Annotated in this window: 9 protein-coding genes; 6 read left to right on the forward strand and 3 right to left on the reverse strand. The window is 54.0% G+C overall.

Features of this window, described 5'->3' with window-relative positions:
• Nucleotides 1-307: 307 nt before the first annotated feature.
• Nucleotides 308-1123, reverse strand: coding sequence for a hypothetical protein (locus PsAD5_RS23825; RefSeq protein ID WP_208988791.1), 816 nt, complete (start codon nt 1121-1123; stop codon nt 308-310).
• 426 nt (nt 1124-1549) lie between these two features.
• Between PsAD5_RS23825 and PsAD5_RS23830 the strand changes: the two genes are divergently transcribed.
• Nucleotides 1550-4759 carry an EAL domain-containing protein gene (locus PsAD5_RS23830; RefSeq protein ID WP_063293935.1) on the forward strand — a complete coding sequence of 1070 codons (3210 nt, stop codon included), beginning with the start codon at nt 1550-1552 and terminating at the stop codon, nt 4757-4759.
• 44 nt (nt 4760-4803) lie between these two features.
• Here PsAD5_RS23830 and PsAD5_RS23835 read toward each other — a convergent pair whose 3' ends face one another.
• Together PsAD5_RS23835 and PsAD5_RS23840 are read right to left on the reverse strand one after the other, a co-directional pair.
• Nucleotides 4804-8553 (reverse strand): AAA family ATPase, encoded by a 3750-nt coding sequence (locus PsAD5_RS23835; RefSeq protein WP_063293936.1) that lies wholly within the window; start codon nt 8551-8553, stop codon nt 4804-4806.
• Nucleotides 8553-9800 (reverse strand): exonuclease SbcCD subunit D, encoded by a 1248-nt coding sequence (locus PsAD5_RS23840; protein WP_063293937.1) that lies wholly within the window; start codon nt 9798-9800, stop codon nt 8553-8555. Before PsAD5_RS23840 ends, PsAD5_RS23835 begins: the two co-directional genes overlap by 1 nt.
• 379 nt (nt 9801-10179) lie before the next feature.
• Here PsAD5_RS23840 and PsAD5_RS23845 point away from each other — a divergent pair, with 379 nt between their 5' ends.
• The 5 genes from PsAD5_RS23845 to PsAD5_RS23865 all read left to right on the forward strand — a co-directional run bounded on the left by PsAD5_RS23845 (nt 10180) and on the right by PsAD5_RS23865 (nt 13738).
• Nucleotides 10180-10911, forward strand: a complete 732-nt coding sequence (locus PsAD5_RS23845; RefSeq protein ID WP_063293938.1) for a pirin family protein — start codon at nt 10180-10182, stop codon at nt 10909-10911.
• Nucleotides 10912-11068: 157 nt separating this feature from the next.
• Nucleotides 11069-11431, forward strand: a complete 363-nt coding sequence (locus tag PsAD5_RS23850) for an ArsR/SmtB family transcription factor (RefSeq protein ID WP_063293939.1) — start codon at nt 11069-11071, stop codon at nt 11429-11431.
• A gap of 22 nt (nt 11432-11453) precedes the next feature.
• Nucleotides 11454-11864 (forward strand): arsenate reductase (glutaredoxin), encoded by a 411-nt coding sequence (gene arsC / locus PsAD5_RS23855; RefSeq protein WP_063293940.1) that lies wholly within the window; start codon nt 11454-11456, stop codon nt 11862-11864.
• Nucleotides 11865-11876: 12 nt separating this feature from the next.
• On the forward strand, nt 11877-12584 hold the full coding sequence (arsH, locus tag PsAD5_RS23860; RefSeq protein WP_063293941.1) for an arsenical resistance protein ArsH: 708 nt from the start codon (nt 11877-11879) through the stop codon (nt 12582-12584).
• Nucleotides 12585-12868: 284 nt separating this feature from the next.
• Nucleotides 12869-13738 carry a BadF/BadG/BcrA/BcrD ATPase family protein gene (locus PsAD5_RS23865; RefSeq protein ID WP_063293942.1) on the forward strand — a complete coding sequence of 290 codons (870 nt, stop codon included), beginning with the start codon at nt 12869-12871 and terminating at the stop codon, nt 13736-13738.

Below are 13738 nucleotides of genomic sequence, written 5' to 3' on the forward strand. Positions count from 1 at the left end.
AACAATCAGAGGGATGCAACGGCCTTCGTAACCCGCCAGAGCTGCAGGCAAAAAAAGAGGCGTGTACCCGTTGGTACACGCCTTTAAGAAAGTTGACACTCCCCCATCCGAGTGCCAGCCGAAGCTGTATTTAGAAATATCAGAGTGCCCCACCTCTTCATTGATCTTCATCAAAATAAATAAAATTACCTCAGAAACATCGGATATTATTCAACATTACAAAAGCACTCAGATTTTCAATCGATTAAAACTAGAATAGATCAAATATATCTCGTGCATCTTGCAACGAAAGTCTCAGTATTTTCTATTAGTTCTTGCTATAAGTTCTCTCCGAAGGTGCCTGCCACGAATATTTCCTTAGCCAATGCTCCTCAGGAGAAATCACAAAGCTCCAGGAGTTCTGCTGCTCTCCAGAATCATCAGGAGTTGAATCCGGTGTCTGAATGGAAGCATTTTGGCTGGCAGAAATCTGGATTTTAAGCACCCCCTCACCTTTTCCAGCAAGCTTCAGCAAGCCAAGATCACTGTGAGATCGTCCAAGAAAAATCTGGGGTGCTGTTCCTATCCTCTCCCAGATAGTTCGGGCAAGATCTGTTGAAGACATCGGCGCTACGTGGGGAGTAACCTCGATAACCCGAAATCTCGGAAGTCCATAATTCAACTCCGCCATTGTGCGGTCTACTTCATGATCTCCAAAGCTTAAAACCCAAATCTGAAAGTGATGCTCTTTTAAAAAGCCCACCAGCTCTTTCAGAGGCTGAAAAGCGAACTCTCTATACGTTGCGCCAACAGCCTTCGGCCCGTGTAATGACAGATGAGCACGTACACTCTCAGAATAAACAGCAAAGCTTCCAAAACTGTCGCCAGCTTCAGGTGGCGTCACTTCATTGTCTGCGCCAGCCAGCGCGTCACTCCATAAAGCCCCATCGCCAACCAAAACAGCAACACGGTCATCGAGTTTCACATATTCAGGGCTCCCAGCCCGAGCCATACGCTCAATGCTTTCTACGATACCATGGCGTGCTGTGGTTGAGCTCCAACTCGGCAAGATGTTATCTCGCTCACCACCAGTTGGCTGCAAAACCGAAACCGCTGAGTATAAAAACAAGCTGGACCACTGCATCGTTCAAGACCACCTGAAAGTTGTTTCAGCAAGATGGTGAACTACAATGCACATCAATTGCCCATAAAAAATGAACTAAATGCTCTCGTGAAAAGAGAAGAGAATCATAATTGACAGCCCGTCCCTCTTTCCTCTCAACTTGAAGATAAATACGAGTATTCACGTATATAAAGAATTTCACTCAACGAAACATTTACTTACAATTTTCATAAATTTGCTTTGGACGTGTCAGATAAACGTCATATGCACCGCACTTTTCGATACTTTTTAGAATTAAACCCGGTTCATCCCTAGAATTCTTAATAAATGCGCAATAATTTCAAACAATTATGCCGAGGAATTTCCTGGGGTACCCAAATGCATTTTCGAGCCCTCTTACTTCCTGTATTGCTCCTTTTCGTTTTAATTGGTTTATCGATACACTTCATGTCAGCGTCATCGTATGCGTCGATTTTCGATCCTGCGACAGGTGGCCTGCACAATCAGCTCAATCAAGCTGAACTGCTCACTCAGCAGCAGAACCTATGGACCATATTGTCTGTTGGATTGTTCGCGCTTGGTGTTCTTGGAATACTTATTGTCTATTCCAGCCTGTTTATTCAGGAGCGTATGCGGGCGACGCGTTTTTTCAACCGTGCCCTTCTCCTCATCATCATCAGTTCAGCAGCATGCCTGCTCATCGACACAACGCTGAACTTGCCTGATGTAACGGCACAATTGATCCTCTGGCAGTCTCAAGTGGAATTCAGACCACAGGGGGACATCCACGCCGCTGCAATCCACGCAGCAATGGCAGCGATGATCGCAGTTCTGGCTTATCTGCCTCTATCCCATCAGCTGACACTGCGTGCGACGATCATTCTCGCACTCTCAATCGGCGGGGTCATCTACCCTGCCTACCTGAAGGGTGTCCAAGGGTTATTGCTTCATCCGATTAGCCAAAACACCGTGCTGTCAGTTGGTTTCGAGCAGATTGGCGGCGGTACCGTTGTCACATTGCTCGCAACCTTCGTAGCCTTTTCCGGCATGTTAGTGACCGGACTAAGAAACTCACCAGCGTTACCTGAGTACATTCTGCGCAACACACAAAACTACAATGTGCTGCAGATCAAAGCAGGCGCGGCGCTGATGGCCGTTGGCGGCATTGGCTTTTCTGTTGGTAACACAAGCATTTACTCAGGAGAGTTGGGCAGCGCGATCTTCAACGTTCTTGTCGCAACCGGTGTCTCGGTACTATTGGGAGTCGCCCTCGGCTTCTTCGCACCGCGCAAGGTCATGTACCCAACCATTTTGCTGAGCATGATCGGCGGCTTGTCCTCCGTTCTCGGAAACGCCCAGCATCTGACGGTTGCAGGCGTCGTTCTTATTGCTCTGACGGCCTCAGCTGCTTCTATAGCAGTCGCGCGCATTATCTACGCAAGGTCAAAGACCCACAAGGTCATCATTTACTACACCAGCCTTGGCATTGGCTCTCTGATTGGCCTTTTCGGCTTCACAACCGCACTACCAGCAGACCATGCGCTGGCTGGGTTCAGTCTGGATAACCTTATACTTCAGGCAGTTGGAGCTTTACTGACCATCCTTTGGGCCTTCTTGTCAGGTCTATTCCTGTTTACGGCCTTCAAATTTGCAAAGCAGTTCCGCCAAGCCGACGAAATTGATCTGAATGAAACGCCGATTGTCAGCACCATCAGCCAGATGGAGAACCTGATCGGCAAGTTGGTTTGGCATGACGCCAAGCTGGATGAGCGCTTGCCGGTACGGGACAGTGACCCACAAGAACGCCTCGCTTCGCTCTTCAACACGTTCCTCGACAAGCTTCAGAGCGACGAGAAACGGCGGAAAATCAGCGAAACATCAAACAGTAAGCAGCAGGAAGAACTCAGCAAACTCGCCACATTTGCAGAAGGTGCGTTCGAAGGTCTGGCCATCTCGACAGACGGCATTATCGTGGAATGTAACCACGTGCTCTACGAGCTACTGGACTATCAGGCAGGTGAGATGCGTGGGACCAGTTTACTGTCTCATGTCGCACCAGACTTTCGCGAAAAAGCGCGTGAGAGCATTCTGGCCAATGAGCCAACTCCGAACGAAGTCATGCTTTTAAGCAAGTCTGGCGAGCGTATTCCGATTGAAGTTCGTGGTCGCTTGATGGAAGTGGCAGACGAGAACCTTCGTGTCTCAGCTGTACGTGATATGCGTAAGCAGAAAGAAGACGAAGCGCGCATTCTCCATCTCGCTCAGCATGACATGTTGACCGGCCTGCCGAACCGAACTTACTTCCGCGAGCGCTTCCAAAAAGCAATCGAAAACCAGGCAAACGCAGAACAAACGATCTCCGCAGTCATGCTGCTGGATCTGGATCGCTTCAAAGATATCAATGATTTATATGGTCACCCAATCGGTGACAAGCTCATTCAGACAGTAGCTCGCCGCCTCAATGCATGCGTCACCCATCACGACACAGTCGCCCGTCTCGGCGGGGATGAGTTTGCGATCATTCAGGTCAATCTGAAGACAACGGCTGAAGTCGGTCTGCTGACCAACAAAATACTAGAGGTCCTGTCAAAGCCGATCCATGTTGGCAACAACATCACGGTCAGAACGAGCGCCAGCATTGGCATCGCGCTGATTCCAGACCATGGGACGGACCCGGATGAGCTGATGTCCAAGGCGGATATAGCGCTTTATGAAGCTAAAGAAGCTGGCCGAAACACCTTCGCATTCTTCGAAGACAAGATGGAAGAGGCCATCCTGCTGAGAAGAACAATGGAAGGCGACCTGCGTAACGCATTGGAAAATGAAGAACTTCAGCTCCACTTCCAACCTCAGGCACGCTCTGACACCCGTTCCATTGTCGGCTTCGAGGCGCTTCTGCGTTGGAACCATCCGGAGAAGGGCCAGATTGGACCGAACAACTTCATCCCGGTTGCGGAGGAAAGTGGTCTGATCATTCCGATTGGCCGCTGGGTTCTGAATGAAGCCTGTGCGCAAGCTTCTCAATGGCCGGAGCGGTATCGTGTGGGGGTGAACCTCAGTCCGGTGCAGTTCTGTGATGAGTACCTCATACAGGAAGTTGAAGGTGCATTGGCGCGAAGTGGGCTGTCTCCAGAGCGCTTGGAGCTGGAAATCACCGAGAGTGTGTTGATCCACGACGACCGCCGTGCGCTCAATACCTTGAGGCAACTCAAAGAGTTAGGCATCACCATCGCGCTTGATGACTTCGGTACCGGCTACTCGTCTCTCAGCTATTTGCGTCGCTTCCCGTTTGATCGTCTGAAGATCGACCGCAGCTTTGTCAGCGGTGTAACTCAGACGCCGGAACTGGCGGCGATCATCCGTGCTGTCATCGATCTTGGGCAGGCCCTGGGAATGGAAGTTATCGCCGAAGGTGTTGAAACTGAACCAGAATTAGAGCTGCTGCGCAATGAATCCTGCGATGAAGTGCAAGGCTTTCTGATTGGCCGTCCGCAAGTGATGGATGGCGAGATGGCAAAACATGTCAGCAATGCCAATCTGGAAATTCAGGCTTTAGACCAATACATCGCAGCACTGCAGGAAACTTCTCTGAAGCTAAAAGAGATGGAAAATCAAGCAGCTAAGCAAGATCATGAGATGATTGACGCAGGCGACTAAACCCGCACTCTAGCGCTGAAACAACAAGCACCCAGCAGGACTTATCACCATCCTGCTGGTGCATTCACCGCCACACGACTACGTCCGGCACCCTGCCTAACCACCTGAACCTGAACCGGAATTCGATCCTTCAGCGCTTCCACGTGGCTAATGACGCCAACTTTTCTCCCCTGCCCCTGCAGCATCTCCAACGCATCAATGGCAAGGTCGAGGCTTTCAGCATCCAGAGAACCGAAACCTTCGTCGATAAAGAGCGTATCAACGAACGATTGGCGGCCTTCCAAACCGGACAGGGCAAGTGCGAGGCTGAGCGAAATAAGGAAGCGTTCTCCGCCACTTAGCGAGCGTGTAGAGCGTGGTGTGTCGCCCATATCGCGGTCGATGACGAACAGGCCAAGGCCGAAATCAGCCCGTTTCAGCTGATACCGTGGCTTAAGCTGATGCAGCTGTTTGTTGGCTAGCTCCACCAGCAAATCGAGAGTAACACCCTGCGCCACCTTCTGAAACTTGGAACCATCCGCAGAGCCAATCGCTTCCGAAATCGCACCCCACGTCTTGGCAGTCTCTTTCGCTTCCAACAACAAACCCATGATTTGCTGAGCCTTTTCTCGGGCGACGGCATCAGCACGTAGCCTTTCAGAAAGAACCCCCTTACTCTCCTGCAACTCGGAAAGTGCCTGCTTCGAAGCCTCCAACAACGAGGATAATTCCTCCTGCGGCTTGTCTGGTAATGGCAGAGCCTCAACAGCAGCAAGCTCCTTCTCCCAGGTGGAAACAGCCGTTTGCGTTGCTAAGTAAGCGTCATCCAGCATCTTCAGCTCTGAGGCCAGTGCGTCCAGCTCCTGAGAGCTCCGCTCCTGCAATCCGTCATAGGCCTCTTTCGTCAACCCCAAGCTTGCCAGTTCTGAATTTAACCTGTCAGCACAGTCGCTTAGCGCAGAGGCCGCTTTTGCTTCAGCAGCTATTGCCGCTGCCAATCCAGCCTCAATGCGCCCGAATTCTTCTCTTGCGTTGTTTTGTGCGTTGCTAGCGTTATTTTTGCGTTCTTTTGCGTTGCTGTGTTTTTCAGAAAACGCCGCCCGATGCGCCACGGTCGCCATCCCGCCCAACAACAGTTTCCGCTCTGCAGAGCGCTCCTGATGCAACAAACGCAGCTGCTCCAACTGCCTCAGCAACTCGCTGGAGGACTTGGCCAGTCCATCCCGCCGTTCACTCAAACCACTCGTTTTCTGTTCAAGAGATTGCAGCGCGGCAGAAGTTGTTCCCTCCTGCTGCTCCAGTTGCTCCCAGGTGGAGATACGCTCCTGCAAACTCGCCTTCAGCGCTGGTAACTCGGCACCAAGGGACCCGAACACCATGCCACCAGCCAGCAGCGTTTCACCAAGCCGCTGTTCCAGTCGTGACTGTGCCTCAAAGTTCTCGGTGTGGCGACCTTCCACGCCAGAAAGCTCGACCTTGATAGATGAAACCTCTTCAGCCTTGCGAGCCTGATCACCAACTGCTTTCTGGTGCGCATCCCGCAAACCACGCAGCATGACATCCAGCTGCTCCAGCTCTTGACGCAGCACGTCTTCCTGAACAAGAACGGCACGTAGAGCATCAACCTGTGTCGCCGCCTGCGCAAGCACAGCGTCCAGTAGGTCCGGCGCATCAAGCAAGCCATCAAGAGCAAACGCCACCTCAACCGGCGGCGCCAAAGCAGCCCACTGTTCTTCCGTCTCAGCCCGAAGCGCATCAGCCTCACTGGCATAGCGTTCCATCAAGGCAGACGCATTTTTCTGCGATGCCTCACAGGCTGCAATCTGGCCGTTGACCTCGTCTAGGTTTCGCTGCGCAGCTGCGCGAGCTTCTTCCGCTTCCTTGCGCTGTAGAAACACGTCGCCGAACAGCGTGTCCAACGCAGCCCGGCCCTCCTGTGTATCTACGGGGTGATGGTCAGAACCACAGACCGGACATGGTGCATCATCTACCAGCTCGGCACGCAACAACTTTACCTGATCGCCTTGCGCCGCTTCAGCAAGGGTGGAAAGGCCGCGCGCTTTCTCAAGGGCTTCTCCCCGAAAAGCAAGCTCACTGGACGCTTTGCCTTTCGCCTGCTGCAATCCGGTCATCTGGTCCACCAGCTTCTTCCAGGTCTCACTCTCAGCCTGCTTGTTGCGCTTTGCTTTCAAAAAGTGGCGAGACGTCTCCTGCAGTTTTTCAGCCCGCTGACGGAACGTAGAAAGCTGCTCCATGCTTTTACGGGCACTCTCAGCACCAAGAGCGGAAATCTCGCCTTTCTTGGCAGCAAACGCGCCTTCACACCCTTCCAGATCAGAAACAAACTGCTCTAGCTGGGCAGAAAGAGTGCTCTGGATATCGCTCAACTCACTCTCGCGCTTGCGCATCTGGGCAAGGTGCGTCGCATCTTTCGTCAGCGCAACCTGAACCCGTTCAAACTCATCCAGATCCGCAATCAGGCTCTCCTGACGGTCTTTCAAAATCTTGGTCGCACTCAACCGCGCCATCTGCTCTTTCACAGTGGCTTGCAAGGCTTTCTGCTCATCCAGAGATTTGGTGTGCTCTGCCAGCGCTGCATCCGCCTGCTTGGCCTCCGCCACAGCAGTGTCAGAGCGGTCCCGCAATTGTTTGCCTTCAACCTCAAGCTCACCCAGCTTGGTGTCCAGTTGCTCAGCTGCACTCCATTCCGGTGTCAACTTGGCAAGTTCAGCTTCCAGCTCATTGAAAACCGCATCAGCTTGTTTGGCCTGCTCTTCCTTGCCAGCAAGGTCTTTGCGGGCACCTTCCAGCATCACCCGGCTTTTTTCAGCAGCAGCACGGGTGCCAGCAACATCCTTCTCGGCCTCAACCACACGGTGGTTCACAGGCTCAAGAGATTTGATGCGTTCAAATTGCGCCTTCAGATCCCGCTTGGCCTTCGCATTTTCATGGCGGGCCTTCAACGCCACAAACTCGTCCTGCGCAGACGCCAGCTTTGTCTTCGCTTCATCCAGTTTCTGCAAATGCCCCAGAGACTTGGCAATCGCATCCATATCTGACTGAACAGACTTGGATTGCTTCTCCAACTCTTCTGACTGCCCAACAAGAGCAGCGCGTTCTTCCTCTTCTAAAAGACCAGCCACATCAGACTTTTCTTCCAGTTTTGAGGTTGCATCCTTCGCATCAGTAAAGCGCTGGAAAATCTGTTTGGAAATTTCTCTGTAGCGCTGCGTACCCGTCACTTTTTCAAGCAAGGCAGCGCGCTCATTGTCATTGGCTTTCAGGAAGGCATCAAAATCACCCTGCGCCAACAAAACCGTACGCTTGAACTGGTCATAGGTCAGGCCCAACCGCTCTTCAACAGCCGCATCCACCTGTTTGATGCCGCTCTCAACCGCAGCATTGTCTTCAATGCGAACCAGCGAACGCTCCACATTTTGCAAACGTCCTGATGCTTTGTTGCGAGCCCGGCGCACAGTCCAGCGCGCACGATATCCCGTTCCATCCGCCCCAACAAAGTCCGCCTCGGCAAAGCCAGAGGCAGCCCCACGTGTAAGCACGGTGCGCGGGTTTGTTTCTCGCAGCTCAGCACCGGCAACATCCGGCACACTGTCGCTGCTGCCCGCAGCGCTCAAACGTGGGCATTGCCCAAACAAGGCAAGACACAAGGCATCCAGCAATGTGGATTTGCCCGCGCCCGTTTCTCCGGTAATCGCGAACAAACCAGCCCCGTTCAGCGGCTCCTGTTCAAGATCAATCTCAAACGGAGCCGCCAGACTGGCAAGGTTTTCGCCACGCACCGCTAGAATACGCATTACTCGACCTCCGCTTCTGCGATTGCGCGATAAAAATAGTCCAGATGTTTGGCTTCCGGCTCAATGCCGTGCACCCGCTCAAAAGCGGATTTGAAAAGCTCATCCGGCTGAATTTCAGAAAGGCGAATGAGGCTTGTCGCCTCCGCACTTATTGGCTCTTGCTGTTTTGGCCGCAGCACAGAAACACCGGCACTGCGCACCGGATATTGCGCAAGGATCTGATCCACCTCAGCCTTCAGCCCACCGGCAGAAACCTGCGGTCGCAAATCCACATGCACAAACGGCTGCTGCTCCACTGGCAGGTCCGCATCCAGCTCCAGCGCCACAAGGGCTGGCACCAGCTCCTCTAGCAGCAAACCACCATCCCCTTTCAGGCGATGGAATGGCACAGGTCGGCTAAGAGGCAAGCGCTCAATGGAAAGCACACCGGCATCAGAAAAGCTCAGCAGATTAACGCCATGCTTGTAATGCTGCTCGGTGACGGAAAGAGGAAACGGAGACCCGGAATAGCGGATTGTTTCTTTGCCCACCTTCTGCGGTTTATGCAAATGCCCAAGCGCCACATAAGTCAGATCATCAGGAAACTGCTCCCACGGCATGGCATGCTCACCGCCAATCAGAATACGGCGCTCCGCCCCTTCTGACTCCAGACCACCCGCCACATGCAAGTGACCCGTCGCGATCAACGGCATCTCACCAATCTGCTCACGAGCTTGCGAGGCTGCCGCCTCATAAAGCTCTGCAACAGCCCGCACCACAGGAGACCCTTCCTCTGAAGAAGAGAAGCTCAGTCCCGGCAAATCCGTCGCCCGAGGAAACGGCAGCGCCAGCACATAGGCTTTCACGGCACCATCGCTATCGTTCAGCGGCACAAGATGATGGGAAAGGTCCAGCAAGCCGTCCTTTCGGCGCACCATGCCAACCGCCTGCACGCCGATCTTTTGAAAAAGCACACCCGGCGCTTCCACACGTCCGGCAGGGTCATGATTGCCAGCAGTCAGCACCGTCACCAGATGCGGACGCTTCTCGCGGAACCGCGCCAAAGCTTCATACAACATCTGCGTGGCATCTGCGGATGGGTTCTGGTTGTCAAACACGTCTCCTGCCACAACCAGCGCATCCACCTCATGGCGTTCAATCAACTCTACAAGCTCCATGAAGAATTGTTGATGCTCATAGGTGCGCGACCAGCCATTCAGACTCTGGCCAATATGCCAGTCTGCTGTGTGCAGGATTTTCAACGCCATACTACCTGTTCCACGCTCCAAGCCTTGAGGGCAGCCGTTTTGAAGGACAGCTGCATCATGACTCAGAAATCTTTCATTAACCAATCCGCAAATTAGGCATAGGGTTTACACAGAAGTCTTTAAAGCGCGGCGCTAACCCACAGATTTAGGGGCTTTGGCACAAGTAGCGCACAGGAATCTGTGCCAGCACCTCCCCCTGCGAAATTTTTGAGAAATTCAGAGCCGGATTTTGCAGTTTCCGAAAACACGCCCCGAATCTATTCGTTCACTAATGACGAACAATCAGATCACCAAAGCTTACCTTGTTCATTCCAAGCACTGGAATATCTTTAAGGGCATGACGACACCACTGTAAATATTAAGAAATCAGGAGAGCCCCATGTCTGTTACAGCATCCGATTTGAAACTGAGAGTTCGCCCTTCCCACCAGCGCGGCCATGCCGATGCAGGTTGGTTGAAATCCGCCCACTCCTTCAGCTTCGCCAGCTATTTTGACCGCAATAACATGAACTTCCACAATCTGCGGGTCATCAACGATGACTGGGTCGGCCCCGATGGCGGCTTCCCCATGCATCCCCATGAGAACTTCGAAATCTTCTCCTACATGCTGGAAGGCGCACTGGAACACAAAGACACCATGGGCAACGGCAGCACCGTGCACAAAGGTGGCATCCAGTTCATGAGCACCGGCACCGGTGTGCAGCACTCCGAGTTCAACCCGTCCAGCACGGACGAAACGCACCTGCTCCAGATCTGGCTGATCCCGGACCGCAAGAACACCACACCGCGCTATGAGATGTTGGACCTGAGCGAGGAAGCCCGCAGCGGCAAACTACAACTGTTCCTCTCTCAAGATGGCCGTGACGGGTCCATCCGCACAGAAGCCGCCGCCGATGTCTACTCCGGTAAGCTGGATGGCGCTGACACCATCAGCTTTGAGCTGGCAGACGAGCGCGCAGTCTACGTGCACGTGGCCCGCGGCGAAGTGCAGATCGGTGGCCAAACGCTGAGTGATGGCGATGCCATTGAAGCAGAAGGCCGCGGCACGCTGGAACTGAGCAACGGCAATGGGGCTGAGGTCATTCTCTTCCACCTTGTACCGTTCGGCTAAACACAACGCACACCCCATCTGCACCACCCAATGCCTGACAGGTTGGCATTGGCACATTGGAGGGAGGCACTCCTCAAAGACAACAAAAGCCTCCCTCTCTTTTTTCCTTCAGAAGACTCACCTTGCAATACTACAAGGATATTTGTAGTATTATTGCATGACAGAGAATTCTGAGTGCAACACCTCCGCAAATCTAAAGGAAGACGAAGCCGTCGCAGCGCTGAGCGCTCTGGCTCACAAAGACAGGCTCGCTGCCTTCCGTCTCATCCTGACAGCAATGCCCAAGGGCCTGCCCTCTGGACAGATCGCCAAAGATCTCTCCATCGCCCCCACACGCATGTCCTTTCACCTCGCTACGCTTGAACACGCCGGGCTTCTCACCGCCCAGCGAGAAGGCCGTGTGGTGCGCTATGCCATTGCCCCACACACCATGCGCGGCCTGCTTCGTTTCCTGACCCAGGATTGCTGCAGCGGCGATCCCACCCTGTGTCTGGATTTCAACCCGTTTCCTTGTCGTTGACCGACCCCATCGGAGAGACCAAATGAACCCGATCATCTACCACAACCCAAAATGCGGCACCTCCCGCAACACCCTCGCCATGCTCAAGCAGGCAGGCATGGAACCAGAGGTCATCGAGTACCTCAAAACCCCGCCCTCCCGCGCAACGCTGGAAAAGCTGATCAAAGACAGCGGCCTCACCGTGCGCGAAATCCTGCGCAAAAAAGGCACGCCCTACGAGGAACTCGGCCTTGATGATGAAAAGTGGACCGACGCGCAGCTCATCGACTTCATCGAGCAACACCCGATCCTCATGAACCGCCCATTCGTCACCACCGCCAAAGGCACCCGCCTCTGCCGCCCCTCCGAAGTCCTGCTGGAAATTCTGGATGAGGAACAGATAGGCGCATTCACCAAGGAAGACGGCGAAGTCGTCATTCCGGCAAAGGGTTAAGCCGTGTCTGAGATGTCTTCTGATCTGCCAAAGGTGGAGGCCGACAGCTTCCACCCCATCAACACCAGTGCTCTACGCAAAGACGACGCACCAGACCATGCCCCGCGCATCCTGCTGCTCTACGGCTCCCTGCGCAAACGCTCCTTCTCCCGCCTCGCAGTGCTGGAAGCCCAGCGCATACTGGAACAGCTCGGCGCGCAAACCCGCATCTTCAACCCAAGCGGCCTGCCACTGGCTGATGATGCAGAGCCGGATCACCCCAAGGTGCAGGAACTGCGTGAGCTGATGATGTGGTCCGAAGGTCAGGTCTGGTGCTCACCAGAGCGCCACGGCTCCATGACCGGCATCATGAAAACTATGATTGACTGGGTGCCCCTCTCCGTCGGTGCAGTCCGCCCAACTCAGGGCAAAACACTCGCTCTGATGCAGGTCAGCGGCGGCTCCCAAAGCTTCAACGCCGTCAACCAGATGCGCGTGCTAGGCCGCTGGATGCGCATGGTCACCATTCCAAACCAGTCCTCCATCCCCAAAGCGTTTCTGGAGTTCGACGAGACCGACCGCATGAAGCCGTCCTCTCTCTACGACCGCGTGGTGGACGTGATGGAAGAACTCATGAAATTCACCCACCTCACCCGCGGCCACTCCGACTACCTGACCGACCGCTACTCCGAACGCAAAGAAACCGCCGCCGAACTCTCTGCAAGGGTGAACACGAAGTAAGACAGGCACACCTCACGGCAAGGGGCTCAGCTCTCAGCCAGCAAGCCATCACACCATAAGCGCGCTACAACCCAAAAAACTCAGCGCGCTTATGGTCTTCGAGGAACAACACCGGGTAAACCGCTTGCTCGTCAATAAACTGGTCAGCCGACACATCCTATTCCAACCACCATCAAACACTCCCCCTCAAACCACCGCCCGCTAAAACTGACAAGTCTCAACCATGCATTAAACACCTGCTGCCATACACAGCAGTGGGATTGGAACAAACAGAGGCAAGCTTCATGGATTACATTCTGGGTGTTGATGGCGGTGGCTCCAGTTGTCGTGCTGCAATCGCAACGGCAGATGGACGTCTGCTGGGACGCGGCAAAGCCGGATCAGCCAACATCTACAGCGACCCAACCCAGAGCCTCAGCTCCATTCTCCATGCCGCCAAAGAGGCCTGCAAGGACGCAGGGCTGACCGAAGAGGCCTTACAACAGACATTCGCAGTGCTGGGGCTGGCAGGCGCCAACGCCCACAACGACCCCATTGGCCTTGCCGAAAACCTGCCGTTCGCCGCCGTTCAGGTCGTCTCCGACAGCTTAATCGCATTGGAGGGCGCTCATGATTCTGACGACGGTGTCATCGGCATCCTTGGCACAGGGTCCAACTTCATGGCCCGCAAAGGCGAAAAGCACTATTACCTCGGCGGCTGGGGCTTTCATTGCGGAGATCAGGGCAGCGGTGCCAAAATGGGCGAACGCGCACTGGAAGTTTGGCATCGCTGCCCTGATGGCCTGCGCAGCCTGTGTCCGCTAACGGAACACATTTTGCGCCAGTTTAACGACGATCCGCGTAAGCTTTCCGAGTTTGCCCGCACCGCAAAGCCAAAAGACTTTGGCGAGTTCATGCCCATCATTCTCGTCTATGCCAAGCAACAAAGCCGCCTTGCCCTCGACATTGTCGAGGAAGGCACCACCTATGTGGCCTCCGCCCTCCGGCTTTTAAGCGATGATGGCAAACTCCCCATCGCTTTGCTCGGCGGTTTGAGCCACGCCTACGACTCATTTCTGCCTCCAGACCTGAAACAGTTCATCGTACCCGCCAAGAACGACGCCCTGCGCGGTGCCCTGGCAATGGCAGAGCGTGAGAACGCCCTGAACACCTGA

This window comes from Pseudovibrio sp. Ad5 (genome assembly GCF_001623095.1).
Classification (GTDB): domain Bacteria; phylum Pseudomonadota; class Alphaproteobacteria; order Rhizobiales; family Stappiaceae; genus Pseudovibrio.